Origin of the sequence: Nonomuraea coxensis DSM 45129 (assembly GCF_019397265.1) — a bacterium.
GTDB lineage: Bacteria > Actinomycetota > Actinomycetes > Streptosporangiales > Streptosporangiaceae > Nonomuraea > Nonomuraea coxensis.
In genome coordinates, this window is record NZ_CP068985.1 from 7108917 (window position 1) to 7124900 (window position 15984).

General features: G+C 73.2%; 14 protein-coding genes and 1 pseudogene. 8 read left to right on the forward strand and 7 right to left on the reverse strand.

What is annotated here, in order from left to right; translation table 11 throughout:
* Window positions 1–12 precede the first annotated feature (12 nt).
* The 5 genes from Nocox_RS33295 to Nocox_RS33315 form a co-directional block, all read right to left on the reverse strand.
* Window positions 13–1368, reverse strand: a complete 1356-nt coding sequence (locus Nocox_RS33295) for a N,N-dimethylformamidase beta subunit family domain-containing protein (protein ID WP_084685861.1) — start codon at window positions 1366–1368, stop codon at window positions 13–15.
* Between the two features lie 79 nt (window positions 1369–1447).
* Window positions 1448–1888: a VOC family protein gene (locus Nocox_RS33300; RefSeq protein ID WP_020546199.1), complete on the reverse strand. Its 441-nt coding sequence runs from the start codon at window positions 1886–1888 to the stop codon at window positions 1448–1450.
* Window positions 1889–1913: 25 nt separating this feature from the next.
* Entirely contained in the window at window positions 1914–3116 is a 1203-nt protein-coding gene (locus Nocox_RS33305; RefSeq protein ID WP_020546200.1) for a M20 metallopeptidase family protein, read from the reverse strand.
* A complete protein-coding gene (locus Nocox_RS33310; protein WP_020546201.1) occupies window positions 3113–4273 on the reverse strand; it encodes an amidohydrolase family protein in 1161 nt (386 codons plus the stop codon). Before Nocox_RS33310 ends, Nocox_RS33305 begins: the two co-directional genes overlap by 4 nt.
* Entirely contained in the window at window positions 4263–5558 is a 1296-nt protein-coding gene (locus Nocox_RS33315; protein ID WP_020546202.1) for a type I glutamate--ammonia ligase, read from the reverse strand. The genes Nocox_RS33310 and Nocox_RS33315 overlap by 11 nt, the downstream gene beginning before the upstream one ends.
* A gap of 172 nt (window positions 5559–5730) precedes the next feature.
* On the opposite strand from Nocox_RS33315, the pseudogene Nocox_RS33320 reads away from it, so the two are divergent.
* From Nocox_RS33320 to Nocox_RS33355, 8 genes and pseudogenes are all read left to right on the forward strand, one after another.
* Window positions 5731–5847, forward strand: a pseudogene (locus tag Nocox_RS33320) (hypothetical protein); the annotation flags it as partial.
* Between the two features lie 361 nt (window positions 5848–6208).
* The gene (locus Nocox_RS33325; RefSeq protein ID WP_246649918.1) at window positions 6209–7363 is read left to right on the forward strand and encodes a M20/M25/M40 family metallo-hydrolase; all 1155 of its coding nucleotides are present in this window, start codon (window positions 6209–6211) and stop codon (window positions 7361–7363) included.
* A gap of 69 nt (window positions 7364–7432) precedes the next feature.
* Window positions 7433–8347, forward strand: coding sequence for a MurR/RpiR family transcriptional regulator (locus Nocox_RS33330; RefSeq protein WP_020546205.1), 915 nt, complete (start codon window positions 7433–7435; stop codon window positions 8345–8347).
* Window positions 8348–8431: 84 nt separating this feature from the next.
* Window positions 8432–9154, forward strand: coding sequence for a polyprenyl diphosphate synthase (gene uppS, locus Nocox_RS33335; protein WP_033410724.1), 723 nt, complete (start codon window positions 8432–8434; stop codon window positions 9152–9154).
* The gene (locus Nocox_RS33340; protein WP_020546207.1) at window positions 9151–10575 is read left to right on the forward strand and encodes an oxygenase MpaB family protein; all 1425 of its coding nucleotides are present in this window, start codon (window positions 9151–9153) and stop codon (window positions 10573–10575) included. The genes uppS and Nocox_RS33340 overlap by 4 nt, the downstream gene beginning before the upstream one ends.
* Entirely contained in the window at window positions 10572–11108 is a 537-nt protein-coding gene (locus Nocox_RS33345; protein ID WP_020546208.1) for a hypothetical protein, read from the forward strand. Before Nocox_RS33340 ends, Nocox_RS33345 begins: the two co-directional genes overlap by 4 nt.
* A gap of 604 nt (window positions 11109–11712) precedes the next feature.
* Entirely contained in the window at window positions 11713–11880 is a 168-nt protein-coding gene (locus Nocox_RS33350; RefSeq protein WP_020546209.1) for a hypothetical protein, read from the forward strand.
* A 189-nt stretch (window positions 11881–12069) separates the two neighbouring features.
* A complete protein-coding gene (locus Nocox_RS33355) occupies window positions 12070–13953 on the forward strand; it encodes an ABC transporter ATP-binding protein (protein ID WP_020546210.1) in 1884 nt (627 codons plus the stop codon).
* Here the strand turns inward: Nocox_RS33355 and Nocox_RS33360 are convergent.
* On the reverse strand, window positions 13896–14345 hold the full coding sequence (locus Nocox_RS33360) for a S26 family signal peptidase (protein WP_026214956.1): 450 nt from the start codon (window positions 14343–14345) through the stop codon (window positions 13896–13898). The two genes, Nocox_RS33355 and Nocox_RS33360, sit on opposite strands and share 58 nt — an antisense overlap.
* Before the next feature lie 60 nt (window positions 14346–14405).
* Window positions 14406–15977, reverse strand: a complete 1572-nt coding sequence (locus tag Nocox_RS33365) for a lectin (RefSeq protein ID WP_020546212.1) — start codon at window positions 15975–15977, stop codon at window positions 14406–14408.
* Between the last annotated feature and the right edge of the window lie 7 nt (window positions 15978–15984).

Here is a 15984-nt window from a genome sequence, read left to right on the forward strand (position 1 = left end):
CTCAGCAGGCGGTCAGGCCGGTGGGCGACTCCTGCCGGCCGGTCCCTCCGCGAACCTGGTCAGCAGGTTGAGCGTGGCGCGCCGGGTGAAGGCGGAGGCCGCCCGCGTCACGCCGTGGCCGCACGCCGCGCCCTTCATCCCGCACACCCAGCGCATCGTGCCGGAGGCGAACACCCCGGCGCCGCTCGGGGCGACGTAGTAGGTGCTGTGGCTCACGGTGGCCCGGCCGCCGCAGTCCACCGGGGACTGGGCCAGCACCTGGACGTCCGGCGAGCCGGCGGAGACCTTGTCGGTCTCCACGCCCACCAGGCCGGGGAAGGTCCTGCCCCGGGTCCCCTCGAAGATCCAGTGGCCCGGCCTGGTCACCCGGTAGGCCGCCTCGGCGGGGAAGCAGTCGTACATCTGCCCGACCAGCGAGCTCTCCGGCCTCGACTGCCGCCAGAGCGGGCACCGGGTCTCCTTGTCGCACCTGACCGTCCTGCCGGACAGCCCGATCCGCCAGTAGACGGCGTTGGCCCCGAGGAAGGCCAGGTTCACGCCCTCGTCGCGGGCCCGGGTGACGACCTCCCGCATCGCCGGCGACCAGTACTCGTCATGCCCCAGCGACACCACGGCGCGGGCGCCGCGCAGCGCGCCGGGCCGCAGGTCGAGGCTCGTCAGATAGGCCAGCGGCACCCCGCTCCGCTCAGCCAGCCGGATGGCGTTCAGCTCGAAGTCCAGGAAGAGCCGGGCGCCCGAGCCGTCGTAGGGGCGGTCGAAGGTGACCGCGCGCGAGCGGTCGCCGAAGCCGCCGGGCCCGTCGTAGAGGCTGCGGCCGCCCCACAGGTTGTACGCCTGCCAGGTGGTGACCGCGTTGACCAGCACCACCCGGCCCTCGGCCGAGGCCGAGCGCACGGTGATCGGGACGTACCGCTGGCCGCCGGTGGAGGCGTCCAGCCGCACCAGGTAGGCGCCCTCGGCCCAGCCGGTGGTGTCGACGGTGAGCGAGGGCTTCCAGTGGGCGGCGGTCACCGTGCGCGCGACGGTCCGCGGCGGCGGCTGCCGTTCCCCGCCGACCGGCGCGGAGCGCCAGACCCGCGCCGGCCGGGCGCCCATCCGGAACGCCGACGCGGTGAAACGCGGCGCGGTGGTGGAGACGAGCAGCCGGAACCGCTCCCCCGGCAGCACGCTGACGCGGTCGGCGTAGCCCTCGATCTCGTGCTCGCCGCCGCGGTGGGTGATGCGCCAGGGCACGGGCCCGGCGGGCGGCGCCTGCGCGGGTGCCGGGGCGGGGGCGGGCGCGGGCCTCTGGGAGACGGCGGGCCTGGGAGCGACGGGGGCGGCGCAGCCGGCGGCGAGCAGGACCAGGGCGGCGAGAACGTGACGCACGGTCACATGCTCGCGCCCGCTCCCCGCCGCGAGCGGGCCCTTGACCTGCTGCTTACTCCCTTCCGGCCGAACCCGGCACTCAGCCGAGCTGCTGGGCCAGCCCGACGACGATCCCCTCGGGGCCGCGGACGTAGCACAGCAGGTAGCTGTCCTCGTAGCGGACCAGCTCGCCGACGAGCTCGGCGCCGTGGGCGCGCAGGCGGGCGACGACGTCCTCGACGTCGTCGACGGCGAACATGACGCGGCGGATGCCGAGGGTGTTCGCCGGGGCCTCCTTCGGCTCGGGGCGGATCGCCTCGGGCCGGTGGAAGGTCACCAGCTCGATCCGGCCGTGGCCGCCCGGGACGCCCAGCATCGCGACGTCCTGCCGGACGTCGTCGATCCCGATGACCCGCTCCGCCCACCGCCCTTCGATCGGTCCCCTGCCCTCCAGTTCCATGCCGAGCTCGACGAAGAACGCGATGGCGGCGTCGAGGTCCTCGACGACGATGAGCACGTTGTCCATCCGCTGGAGCGTCATGCCGGATCTCCTCTGGGTCGTACGGTCACGGCGACCGTGTCCGCCCAGGGGACGGAGCCGGCGGGCCGTTCTCGACATCGGCCGCGGCCAGGTATCCCGCCAGCATCGCGAGGGCCACGTCGCGGACCGCGTCGTCGCCCGGCAGGAAGTCGGAGCCGTGCAGGCGGGCGCCGCTGCCGTCGTCCACGCCGACGAACATCATGAGGCCCGGCAGCACGGCCGACAGGTACGAGAAGTCGTCGGCCCCGAAGGAGCACATCGGCCGGGCGGGTTCGAGCCCGAGCGCGGTGAGGTGCGCCCCCGCGAGGGTGGCGAGGGCGGGGTCGTTGCGCAGGACGGGCTCGCCGTGGGTGATGGTGACCGTGGCCTCGCAGCCGTGGGCGCGGGCGACGAGCTCGGCCACCTCGCGGAGCCGGGTGTGGACGAGCTCCCGTACCGGGTCGCTCAGGGATCTGAGGGTGCCGCTGGCGGAGGCCGAGTCGGGGACGACGTTGGGCGCGCTCCCGGCGGCGAGGGTGGAGACGCCGAGCACGGCCGAGCTGGTCGGGTCCACGTCACGGCTGACCACCCGCTGGAGGCCGACGATGACGTGGGCGAGGGCGAGCACGGGGTCGCTGGTGAGGTGCGGGTAGGCGGCGTGGCCGCCGCGGCCCCGTACGACGACGGTGAACTCGTCGGCGGCGGCGTTCACCGTGCCGGGGGTGGCGGCGACCAGGCCCGCGGGGAGAGTGGGCTGGACGTGCGCGCCGATGACGGCGATGAGCTCCTGCTCGGCCAGCAGGGGCGACCCGGCGATGTCGCGCGCCCCCGACGGGTAGGTCTCCTCGCGGGGTTGCAGCACCGCCACCAGCGGCACGGCGCCGTCGGTGGCGGCGACGGCGCGGGCGAGCGCGACCAGCGCGGCGAGGTGCACGTCGTGCCCGCACGCGTGCATGCGTCCTGGAACGCCGGACGCCCAGACGACGCCGGTCCGCTCGGTCACGGCGAGCGCGTCGAGCTCGGCGCGGACGCCGACGGCACGGCCGGGGCCGCCGACGCGGACGAGCGCACCGGTCCCGGCCACCAGGCGCGTCTCGTCGCCGGGCAGTTCGGCGAGCACGAGGTCGCGGGTGGGGCCTTCCTCGCCGGACAGGTCGGGGCCGGCGTGCAGCCTGCGCCGCAGCTCTCCGGCCGCGGGCAGCTCCTTCTCCAGCGCGGGCAGCAGGCGGGCCGCCAGGGGCGTGCTCACGCGGCGTCCTCCAGGTGGTACACGCGCAGCGCGTTGTCCGTCCCGATCATGCGGGCCACCCGTACGGCGTCGCGCTCGCTCCATTCGCCGGCGTCGACCCAGTGCCGCAGGGCACGGCCGAGGCCGCGGCGGAACAGGTGGGCGCCGAGGAAGTGCAGCTCGGCGGGGCCCCAGGCGTCGGACGAGAACAGGATCTTGGCGAACGGGGCGAGCTCCAGCGACTCGGCGATCAGCTCGGCCGAGCGGCTGCCGGTGTAGTTGACGCCGAGCCCGACGTCGAAGTAGACGTGCGGGAACACCTGCGCGAGGTAGCCGGCGTTGCGCTGGTACGGGTAGCAGTGCAGGAGCAGCACGTCCACGCCGGTCGGCTCGACCAGCTTGAGCCACCGGGTGAGCAGCAGCGGGTCGCACATGTGCAGCTCGACGTCGGGGTCGCCGTACCCGGCGTGCAGTTGCAGCGGCAGGCCGCGCTCGGCCGCCGCCCACAGGCCGAGGCGCAGCAGGACGGGGTCGCTCACCCGCCACTCCCCGGTCCGCTCGGCGTCGGCGAGCCACCGGCCGGCCGCCGCGACGGCCTCGCGGTCGCCGGGCGGCGCGGGGTCGAAGGCGAAGCCGTGCCGGTAGGCGACGATGCTCTTGAGTCCGACGGCGTGCTCCGTACGGCGGCGCAGTTCCTCGCGGAAGCGGCCGGGCAGGTCGGCGGCGGCGACGCCGGACGCCGCGACGTCCTCCATGACCCGCTCGACCCGGACCACCTCGTGGGCGGGCCGGCCGGACACGGCCGTCATCCCGGCGGGGGCGAGGACGTCGTCCCCCCGGTAGCCGGTCTCGACGACGTAGCGGCCGACGCCGCTCGCGGTGAGGAGCCGCCGGTTGACCTCGGCCGCGCCGAGCCCGGAGCGGCGGGCCAGGTACTCCTCGGGGGAGGCGTGCGTGGGCAGCCCGAGCACGGGCGCGCACCAGCGGCGGACGGCGAACCCGATCTGGGAGTCGAACTGGGTCATGAACGCGGGGATCGGGCGGTCCGACTCGGTCACCAGGGTCTCGAACACGTCCCGGCCGAGGTCGTCGGCGGAGGCTCCGTGAACGTGGTGGTCGACCAGGGGAAGGGCGCCGAGTTCCGTCTCCAGCGCGGCGCCCGGGGTCTCAGTGGACATCGGCGACCTTCCTGCAGAGCTCGTGGGAGGGCAGGCCCGCGACGTGGTCCAGCTCGCTCCGCCGCACGGTGAGGAACGTGTGCAGCAGCTCGGGCGGGAACCAGCCGCGTGCCGCCTCGTCGGTTTCGAGCGCGGCGAGCGCCTCCTGCGGCGACGCGGGCAGCGGGGGCTCCCCGGCCAGGTCGGCCTCGCTGCTGGACTCGGGCCAGACCCGGGCGGGCTCGCCGGCCGCGAGGCCGGCCAGTCCCGCGCGGACGAGGACGCCCAGCACCAGCCACGGGTTGGCGGTGGCGTCCGCGGCCCGGTACTCCAGGTGGAGCTGGGCGGCGGGGTCGGCGTCGCCGACGGCCACGGTGGGGGCGATGCGCAGCAGCGCCTCGCGGTTGCGTTCGGCGAGGAACACCCCGCCGGAGCTCCACCGGTGCGGGGTGAGCCGGATGCAGGAGGCGGGGCTGGGCGCGGTGACGGCCACGACCGCGGCGGCGTGCTTCAGGACGCCGGCGGCGAACGCGGCGGCGACGGCCGACAGCCTGCCGGGGGCGCCGGCGTCGTACATGACGGGGCCGCCGCCCGCCTGCCGCAGCGAGAAGTGCACGTGGACGCCGTTGCCGACGGACTCAGGGTCGGGGATCGGCGCGAACGTGGCCCGGTGACCGCGCCTGCGGGCGAGGTCGCGGACGAGTTCGCGGAGGAGCACGGCGCGGTCGGCGGCGGCGAGGCCGGGGGCGGGCCGCAGGGTGATCTCGAACTGGCCGGGGCCGTACTCGGGCAGCCAGGTCTCCGGCTCCAGCCCGGCGTCCTCCAGCAGCGTGACCAGGTCGGTACCGAACGGTTCGGCGCGGCGGGCGCGCTGGAAGGAGAACGGCGGATCGTCGCCCCGCTCACCCCCTTCGAGCATGAACTCGTGCTCGAAGGAGGCGTGGATCTCCAGGCCGGCGCGTTCGCGCAGGTCGTCGAGGGCGGCGCGGAGGAAGCCGCGCGGGCAGCCTGGCCAGGGCGATCCGTCGAGGCCGGTCTGGTCGGCGAGGTAGAGCCGGGTGCCGGGCGTCCGCTCGTCGGCCGGGAGGTCGATCGCGGTGGCGGGGTCGGGCATCAGCCGCAGGTCGCCGACCGAGCCGAACATGTTGCCGCCCGCGAGGTCGCCGAAGCTGTTCAGCGCCAGGTTGGCGGGGACCCAGCCCACTCCGCCCCGGAGCGTCTGTTCCAGCCTCGACACGGGCGCGGCCCTGCCGCGGACCTGCGCCGCGAGGTCGCAGGTCGCCACGAAGACGGTCCCGGTGGTCATCGCACTCTCCTCCCGTCCGGTCGGCACTCCCGCGACCGGCTGCCCAAATGAAACATTTGATGCAAATCTCTGGTCAAGAGGGCGAGATGAAATTTATCATGCACGTTACTCACCGCACCCGGAGAGAAAGCGCAGGTCACGGCGCTCTCCGCCGCCGACCGGAAGGGCAGCCATGACCAGAAACGCCTCCCTGGACGGGCTTTCCGGCGCCGTCGCCCTCGTCACCGTCTCGTCGGCGGCGGCCAGGTCCGCCCGGGTGGGCGCCTCCCACTACTGCTCGTCGAAGGCGGCCGTGGAGATGCTCACCAAGGTGCCGGCGCTCGAACTGGCCCCCCTCGGCGTCACGGTGAAAGATCGACCCCGTCCCCCCGATCCGCAGAGAGGCTTCACCGTGGCCCGTCTCCCCTTCGGCCGACCCCGGACCCGCCGCCGGACCGTCGCCGTCATCGCACTCGCCGGCGCCCTGACCGCCGCCACCGCCTGTTCCTCGTCCACCACCGCGTCCGAGAGCGCCGCCCCCGAAGGCGGCGGCGAGGAGATCCAGATCGGCCTGCTCGCCCCGCTGACCGGCGGGTCCGCCGCCGACGGCAAGGGCATGCAGCAGGGCGCACGACAAGATCGTCGGCGCGGAGAGCGACGTCAGCGCGCTGCTGGCCGACCTCTACGCCGAGGCGGGCGCGGACGTCACCAAGGTCACCGCCGAGCCCCGCCGCGACAACGTGTGCGGCGTCGTCGCCGGCGCGGGCGGCGGGCGGTCGCTGCTGCTCAACGGGCACGTCGACGTGGTGCCCGAGGGCCGGCTCGACCGGTGGCGCGGCAACCCGTTCCAGGCCGTCGTCACCGACGACAAGGTGGTCGGGCGCGGCGCGACCGACATGAAGGGCGGCCTGATCGCCGCCGCCTACGCCGCCGTCGCGCTGCGCCGGGCCGGGGTGCGCCTCGCGGGCGACCTCGTCCTCCAGGGCGTCGTCGGCGAGGAGGTCGGCGACCACGAGGCGGGCACCACGGCCGTGCTGGAGGCCGGGTTCACCGCCGACGCGGCCATCGTCTGCGAGCCGTCCGGGCAGGCGGGCACCCTGCCGGCGTCGGTCCCGGTGACCCCCGGCCTGCTCTGGTTCAGCATCTCGCTGGAGGGCAAGACCGCCCACTCCGGGCTGCGCGGCATGACCGTGCACCCCACGCTCGAAGGCGACGCGCTCGGCGTGAACACCGTCGACAAGTTCTGGACCGTCTACCAGGCGCTGCGCGCCCTGGAGGACGAGTGGGCCCGGCACAACAGGCACCCGCTCTTCCCGCCCGGCTACTTCAACCTGCTGCCGGGCGTGCTGCGGGCGAACCCGTCCGGGATCCTCGTGCCGTTCTTCCTCGCCGACGAGCTGACCGTCGAGTACTGCGTCTACCACCACCCCGACCGGTCCAACGAGGAGGTCATCGCCGAGATCGAGGGCCGCGTCCTCGCGGCCTGCGCCGCCGACCCGTGGCTGCGCGAGCACCCGCCGGTCTTCGAGTGGAAGCTGCTGTGGCCGCCGTACTCGCTGCCCGACGACGCCCCGCTCAACGCGGTGGTGGCGGGCGCGCACGCCGCCGCGGCCGGCGGCGTGGCGCCGCAGCGGGCCGGCTTCATGGGCGTGTGCGACCTGACGTGGATGGACCGCAAGGGCCTCGGCGGCCTGGTCTACGGGCCCGGCGTCGGCTTCACCGCGCACGCCGAGAACGAGTACGTCGAGATCGCGCAGCTCGTCCAGTCGGCGAAGACGTACGCGCTGACCGCCATCGACTGGTGCGGGCTCACGGACGGTGCGTGAACCGCGTACGCTTTTGCGGCGCGCCGCCCTTCGGCGGGCGGCGCGCCGTCTCTTCCCTCAGGAGGCAGGGTGACAACCGGCGCGTCCGAGTCCCGCACCGTCGCGGCGCAGCTCCGCGAGGTGCTGCCCCAGCTTCCGAGGGCGGAGCAGCGGGTGGCCCGCGCCCTCCTCGCCGGCTACCCCACCGCGGGCCTCGAACCGCTCGCGATCGTCGCCAAGCTCGCCCAGACCAGCGCCGCGACCGTGCTGCGGCTGGCCTACCGGCTCGGCTTCGAGGGCTACCCGGAGCTGCAGCAGGCGATCAAGCGGGAGACCCAGCAGCGCTACACCTCCCCGCTGGCGCAGTACGGCACCCCGCAGGAGGACTCCGACAGCGTCCTGGGGCGGTCCGGCCGGGTGCTTCTTGAGGCGACCGCGGCGACCTTCGAGCAACTGCCGGAGGGCGAGCTGCTCAAGGCCGCCGCGCTGCTGGCCGATCCCGGCCGGCGCGTCTCGGCGCTCGGCGGGCGCTTCAGCACCATCCTCGCCCAATACCTCATCGCCCACCTCCAGCAGCTGCGGCCGGGCACCGTCCACCTGGCGGGCTCGACCGCCGACCACGCGGCCCACCTGCTCGACATGGGCCGCCGGGACGTGCTCGTCCTGTTCGACTACCGCCGCTACCAGCGCGAGAGCATCGCCTTCGCCAACGCCGCCGCCGCCCGCAACGTCAAGATCGTGCTGCTGACGGACCCGTGGCTGTCCCCGGCCGCCGCGGTGGCCGACGTGGTGCTGCCCGCCCAGGTGCGCTCGCCGTCCCCGTTCGACTCGCTCACCCCGGCCGTGGCCCTGCTGGAGACGCTGATCGCGGCGGTGGTCGAGGAGCTGGGCGAGGTCGGGAGGACCCGCGTGGCCGAGTACGACCAGATGGCCGACGACGTCCTCCGGGAGGACGACCGCCAGACCCCGTCCAAGGAACGCCCTCCCAGACCGCCGGGCGACTGAGCGACGGCTCACCCCTCGGGGATGCGCGACCCACGGCCACCACGTAAAGTGTTGGTACAGTCACGTAGAGCTATAGGGGTGGTCATGGTCGTGCCGCGTCACGTGGCCTGTGTGATGGACGGGAACGGCCGCTGGGCCGCGCAGCGGTCGCTGCCGCGCACGGCGGGTCACGAGGCGGCCGAGGCCGCCGTCATGGACGTCATCGAGGCGGCGCGCTCCTCCGGGGTCACCTGGCTGAGCCTCTACGCCTTCTCCACGGAAAACTGGCGGCGGCCGTCCGGCGAGGTCGACATCCTCATGCGGCTCGTCCGCCGCGCCATCCGCAAGCACGCGCCGGTGCTGCACACGCGGGGCATCCGCTGCAGGTTCCTCGGCATGACCGATCCGCGCATCCCGGCGCCACTGGTCCAGGACATCACCGACCTGATGACGCTCACCCGCGACAACCGGCGCATGACGCTGACCGTCGCCTTCGACCACGGCGGCCGCCGCGACATCGTGGAGGCCGCGCGGTCGCTGATCCGGTCGGCGACGCCGCCCGACCAGGTCACCGAGGCCAGCTTCGCCGAGCACCTGCCCTACGCCGACACGCCCGACGTCGACCTGGTCATCCGCACCTCCGGCGAGCAGCGCATCTCCAACTTCATGCTCTGGCAGGTGGCCTACGCCGAGTGGGTCTTCCCCCAGGTGCTCTGGCCCGACTTCCGCGCCGCCCACTTCTGGGAATGCCTCGACGCCTACCTGCGTCGTCAGCGCCGCTTCGGCGACGTACGCCCCACCACCATGACAGGAAAGGGCATCCGATGAGCCACACCATCCCGCAGGACGCCGTCGACGTCTTCGGGCCCGACTCCCTCCTGCGCCGCCTGGTCCACGAGGCGCGCTGGGGTCTCGCCGTGACCCGGGCCACCCTGCTGGAGGCCGCCCACCCGCAGATCGGCGCGGCGCTGATGGAGAACTCCACCTTCCTCACGCACCCGTGGCGGCGCCTGCGCAACACCGCGACGAGCTCGCGGCGGCTCCTCGACCCCGACCCGCGCGTACGCGACCGCGAGGCGGCCCGGCTCAACCGCCTCCACTCCCGCATGTCCGGCGTCGACGCCCAGGGCCGGCCCTACGACGCGACCGACCCGGCGGCGCGCGCCTGGGTGGTGGCGACCCTGTTCGAGTCGACGGTGACGATGTGCCGGCTGAGCGGCGAAGCGCTCGACGCCGAGGCGATGCGGCGGCTCTACGAGGAGCACCGCACGTTCCTGACCCTGATCGACGGCACCAGTGACCACCTGCCCGCGACGCTGCGGGAGTTCTGGCCCTACTACGACGACGTCGTCGAGCACCACCTGGAGAACAACGAGGCGGTGGGCGTCATCCTCTACCGGCTCTTCGCCACCGTGCCGGCGCCTCCGGTGCTGCGCGGCTACCCCGCGGTGTGGACCGCGGGCCGCGCCGTGGCGGGCCCGATGGCGACCGCGGTCATCATCGCCTCGCTCCCCGAAGCCTTCAGCCGGCGCGTGGCCCTGCCCGACCTGCCGGGAGCCAGGACCCTCATGCAGACCACCTACCTCGGCGCCGCCCTCGCCACCCGCTACCTCCCGGAGAGCTGGACGCGGGCGGAGTTCTTCATGGGCCTGCTGGACCCCTCCCCCAAGGGCGCGGGCCCGTGGGAGTCCGTACGCCGCCGGGCCGGCAAGGCCGCGGCGCTGGCGCGGCTCCTCACCCCGGCCGCCGGCGGTGGCGAGGACGAGCCGGCGACCCGGTCCGCCGACCGGTTCTTCGCCGACGTCCTCGACCAGACCGGCGACGGCTACCTGCGCTGGCCCGACGTGGCGGCCATGGCCAGGGAGATCGCCACCCGGCTCGACCTGGGCGAGCAGGAGGAGGAGCGGCTGTTCCAGGCGTACGCCGCCTGGTGGCGCGAGCTGCAGACCGCCCTCGACGGCGACGGCGACGGCCGGGTCACCCGCTACGAATACGCCGCCGCGGCCGCCCGCCTGCCCAGCACCGGGCTCGTCAGGATCGCCGACGTGCTGTTCGACGTCACCGACGTGGACGACGACGAGAAGATCGACGCCGAGGAATACCTCAACCTGTTCCGCACGGCCTTCCACCGCGACCTGACCGGCAACGGCGACAGCTACTCCCGCGCCGCCTTCGTCAGGCAGTTCGTCTCCTTCATGTCCGGCCAGCAGCACTCCAACGCCTACGTCTCGCTGCTGGCATCCGGATGACCGAGGTGGAGCAGATCGCGGCGCTGCTGCGCGAGCGGAACGCCGTCGATGCGGAGATGGCGGCGATCATCCGGCGGCCGATGACCGCGGGCCACCTGGGTGAGTGGGTCGCGGCGCGGGTCTTCGGCATCGAGCTGGAGACGTCGGCGGTGACCGCCGCGTTCGACGGCCGGTTCACGTCCGGTCCGCTGCGGGGGCGGACGGTCAACGTGAAGTGGTATCTCAAGCGCGAGGGCCTCCTGGACCTGACCGAGCGGGCGGAGCTGGACCATTACCTCGTGCTGGCGGGGCCCGCGTCGCCGGCGGCCTCGTCGCGGGGTGGCACGCGCCCCTGGTGCATCGAGTCGGTCCACGTGTTCGACGCCCGGCAGGTGGTGGCGGAGTTGCGGGCGCGCGGGGTCAGGGTCGGAACGGCCTCCAGTGTCCGGGCCGCGCAGTGGGCGGCGGCCGAGATCTACCCGCGCGCGAGCAATCCGGTGCTTCCCGTGCGGCCCGAGCAGGCGGAGCTCCTGCGGCTCTTCGCCCCTCGATGAGCGCGGCCGGCCGCCTGCCAGGCCGGAAAACGGAAAGCGAACGTGTGCGACGCAGACTGGCGTAAGCGGCCTCCGCCTTTATGACGGCGGCATTCCTGGCGGCGGGCACCGTACAAGAATTACGCCACCTATGCGGCTTGCCGGCGGGTGGGAGTCCGTACTGGCTGCTGAGCGTTTACCGATGACTTCGTGACCTGCGGTTTCTGGTTGTTCGATGCGGACGCGCAGCAGCCAGTAGGCCCCCAGCATTTCCCGGCTCTGCCGGCGGCAGGATTCGTCGGTGGCGTAGTTTTTGTGGTCCACCGGCCCCTCCCGCGGTCAGGAATCCTGCCGTCAGGAGCGTTGAGGCGGCCTGCGCCGGTCTACGTCGCGGCCCATTTTCCCTTTTCGTTTTGCGGAAGCGGGTCAATACCGGAATTGTCCTTCCACTGTCGCGGCCTGCGGCTCCCGTGCCTTACACAGACTTGTTGATCTTGTCAACGGCAAGAGTCATCAAAACGGGACCACCTCTTGTGATGATCTTCATCGTTAAGTTCTGATCTTGGTTCGACGTACGTTGCAGGCGCCGACAAGCACCTCCACAGCGCTCGACAGAGGAGATTGCATGATCCGTTCTCTTGGCAAGCTCAGTGACCGGCTGCTCGACAAGCTGCTGCCCACGACCTCCGCCGCCGCCGACACCTGCTGGGACGAGACGAAGTTCGTCGGCTACACCATCCGCAGGACGTGCTGCATCGCCGCCGGTTACACGGCCTGCACCCCCTGGCGCTGACCGGCACCGAGTGAGCGTCCCGCAGTACGCGGCGCCGGCCTCCCATGCGCCCTGGCCGGCGCCGTGCTGCCGCCGGCCTGCGGGCGGACCGGTCTGTGAAGGGATTCCGATGTCGTACCTCGTCGACGGCCGAGCGGTGATCACCGCCGCGGCGCCCACCCCGGATGAGCTGCCGCCGGCGGCCCTCACGTGAAGGACTCCGGAGCGGGCTCCCTGATCCGTCGCGGAGGGGTGGCGGCCGGGCTGGCCTGGCGGGCGCAGCCGGCCGCCGTGCTGGGTTCGCTGGCCACGGTGCTGCTCATGGGGGCGGCGCCGGTGGCGACCGCGTGGCTGACCAAGCTCGTTCTCGACCGGCTGGCGAGCGGCGAGGACGGCCTGCTCCCGATCGTGGCCGCACTCGGGGCGGCGGGCCTGGCCCTGGTCGTCCTGCCGCACGTCTCCGAGTACCTCAACGGGCAGTTGCACCGGGGGCTGCAGCGGCTGATCTACGACCGGCTGTTCCAGGCCGTCAACGACGATCCCGGGCTGAGCCGGTTCGAGAACCCCGCCTTCCACGACGAGCTGCGGCTCGCCCACGAGGCCGGGCAGAACGCCCCGCAGCAGATCGTCGGCTCGTCTCTGGCGATCTTCCAGGGCGTGTTGACGCTGCTCGGCTTCCTCGTCACGCTGACCGTGCTCAGTCCGGTCATGGTCGTCATCGTCGTCGCCGCCGCGCTGCCGTCGGCCCGGGTCCAGCTCGCGCTGAGCCGCCGCAGGGCCCGCACGTTGTGGGGCATCAGCTCCAACACGCGCCGTCAGCTCTTCTACGGCGCCCTTCTCACCAGCCCCGACGCGGCCAAGGAGGTGCGGCTGTTCGGCCTCGGCGACTTCCTGCGCGCCAGGATGCTCACCGAACTCCGGACCGTCAACGAGGCCGAGCGGGACCTGGACCGGCGGACGCTGCGCGGCCAGGGGCTGATGTCCCTGCTGGGCGCCGCCGTCGCGGCCGGCGGCCTGTTCTGGGCCGTCGGGGCCGCCGCCGCCGGGAACCTGAGCGTGGGGGACGTCTCCGTGTTCGTCGCCGCGGTCGCCGGGGTGCAGACGGCCCTGACCTCGATCGTCAGCCAGTGGGCCGGCGCGCACAACGCCCTGCTGATGTTCGGGCACTACGTCGGCGTCGTCCAGGCCGGGCCGGGTCTTCCCGTGGCCGCGCGGCCCGCCGCGCTGCCCCCGCTGCGCGAGGGCATCGAGCTGCGTGACGTGTGGTTCCGCTACGACGACGACCACCCCTGGGTGCTGCGCGGCGTCAACCTCTTCATCCCGTACGGCCGGGCCGTCGCCCTGGTCGGGCTCAACGGGGCGGGCAAGAGCACCCTGGTCAAGCTGTTGTGCCGGCTGTACGACCCGGTCCGCGGCTCCATCCTCTGGGACGGCGTGGACCTGCGCGAGGTGCGCCCGGACGACCTGCGCGCCCGGCTCGGCGTCGTGTTCCAGGACTACATGGCGTACGACCTCACCGCCGCCGAGAACATCATGCTGGGCGACCTGGCCGCGGGCGCCGATCCGGAGCCCGTCCGGGCCGCGGCCAGGCGCGCCGGGATCCACGACACGCTCGACGCGCTGCCCCGCGGCTACGACACGCTGCTCAGCCGGATCTTCTTCGGCGACGGGGACGGGGACGGGGACGGGGAGGGCGACGGTGACGGGCGGCAGCAGGCCGGAGTGACGCTGTCGGGCGGGCAGTGGCAGCGGCTGGCACTGGCCCGCGCGCTGATGCGCCACCAGCGGGACCTGCTCATCCTCGACGAGCCGAGCTCCGGCCTGGACGCGGAGGCCGAGCACGCCGTCCATCTGGGGCTGCGCCGGCATCGGGCGGGCCGTACCAGCGTCCTGATCTCCCACCGGCTGGGCGCCCTGCGGGACGCGGACCTCATCGTCGTGCTGAGCGAGGGCAGGATCTCCGAACGCGGCACGCACCGCGAGCTCATGGCGCTGGAAGGCGAGTACGCCCGCCTGTTCGCCCTGCAGGCCAGCGGTTACGAGGAGGAGAGCCTGCGGACGACCACGCCCAGCACCCGGTCGGCGGGAAGGTAGCCCCAGTGCCGTGAGTCCGCGCTCAGCGAACCGTCGCCGATGACGACCAGCCGCCCGCCGGGGACCAGCGCCCCCTCGGGGGCGTCCACCGCCCGCGCGACCTCCGGCGGCACCGGATCGCCGGGCAGCGCGGCCACCCGCTTGATGAGCCACCTCGCGTCCTTCGGGGCGGGCAGCGGGCCGGTGCGCCAGCGGCCTTCCTGGGCCGACTCGAAGACCGCCACCTGCCCCCGGCCGAGTTTCGCGCCGGCGACGCGGCGGACGAGCACCCGGTCCCCGGGACGGTAGGTCGGCAGCATGCTCTGCCCGCTCACCTGGACGACCACCAACCGGCGCCGGGCGACGGCGACCACTCCGGCGACCACCCCGAGCAAGATCAATAAGTACCGCACGGAGTCACCCTAGCCGCCATCCCCGGGCCCCGGGTCCGGGGATGGCGGCGGGGCCGTACGTCAGGTGCGGGTCCACCTCTGGTTGGCGCCGCCGTTGCAGGACCAGATCACCAGTTTCGTGCCGTTGGCGGTGGCGTTGTTCGGCACGTCGAGGCACCGGCCCGACTGCGCTCCGGTGATGGTGCCGTCGGCGTTGAAGCGCCACTGCTGGTTGGCCTGCCCGTTGCAGTCCCAGATGATCACCTGGGTGCCGTTGGCGGTGCCCTGGTCGTAGGCGTCCAGGCACTTGGTGCCGTACACCCGGAGCTCACCGCTCGCGGTGGGCGTCCACTGCTGGTTGGCCTGCCCGTTGCAGTCCCAGATCTGCGCCTGCGCGCCGTTGGCCTGCGAGGCGCCGGTGACGTCCAGGCACCGGCCCGAGCCGACGCCTCTGATCGCGACCGAGGGGACGATGCCCCCTCCGGTCACGGTGTACATGGCCGCGCCGTGTCCGGGCACCGACGCGCTGATGGTCCCGGAGGAGGAGGACGTCGTGTGCGCCCACAGGTCGCGCACCGCGTAGGAGGACGCCGAGCCCAGACCCAGGGCCGAGGCGGTGGTGGAGACGGTCGAGGTGGAGGTGCCCCGGTTGAGCAGGACGACCGCGACCGAGCCGTTCGACATCGGCTTGCGCCAGACCTCCAGGTTGCCGTTGTCGCTGATCTTGTGGCCCTGTCTGCCGCCCCAGTCCTGGTTGACCGCGATGACCTCGGTGTTCGTCAGGATGGAGCGGGTCTCGGCGCTCATCGACCGGATGTCGTTGCCCGCGATGAGCGGCGCGTTCAGCAGGGACCACAGGCTGAAGTGCGCCCGTCCCTCGGTCGCCGTGAGCGAGCCGACGCCCACCTCCAGCATGTCGGGGTCGTTCCAGCCGCCGGGCCCCGAGTACGCCTCCAGCCCGACCTGCTGGTCCAGGATGCCCATGATGGAGCCCCAGTTCGCGGCGATGTCGCCCGTCGTGCGCCAGGAGTTGCCCACCGGCATCCCCCAGGTCCACACGTTCTCCTGGCCCCAGTTGCACAGGCTGTAGACGATCGGCCGTCCGGTGGCGGCCAGCGCGTCCCGCATGGCGGTGTAGCGCTGCTGCCCGGTCCTGCCCTGGTGGTCGCCGCAGTTGTCGTACTTCAGGTAGTCGATCCCCCAGGACGCCCAGAGGGCGGCGTCGCGCTGCTCGTAGCCGAGGCTGGCCGGGTAGCCCGCGCACGTGGTCGTGCCCGCCGAGGAGTAGATGCCGAGCTTGAGCCCCTTGCCGTGGACGTAGTCCGCCAGGGCCTTCATGCCGCTCGGGAACTTCTGCGGGTCGGGCACCAGGTTGCCGTTGGCGTCGCGGCTCTTCGTGGACCAGCAGTCGTCGATGTTGACGTACTCGTAGCCGGCCGCCGCCATGCCGCTGGAGACCATGACGTCCGCGGTCTGCCGGATGAGGGTCTCGTTCACGTTGCAGAAGAAGGAGTTCCAGTCGTTCCAGCCCATCTGCGGGGTGCGGGCGAGCCCGTTGTCCAGGGCGACGGCGGGCGAGGTGCCGCCACCGATCGCGACCAGCGAGGCGGCGGCCAGTGACACCGCCAGGAGCCATCTCATGACCTTGCGCATCTGGCTT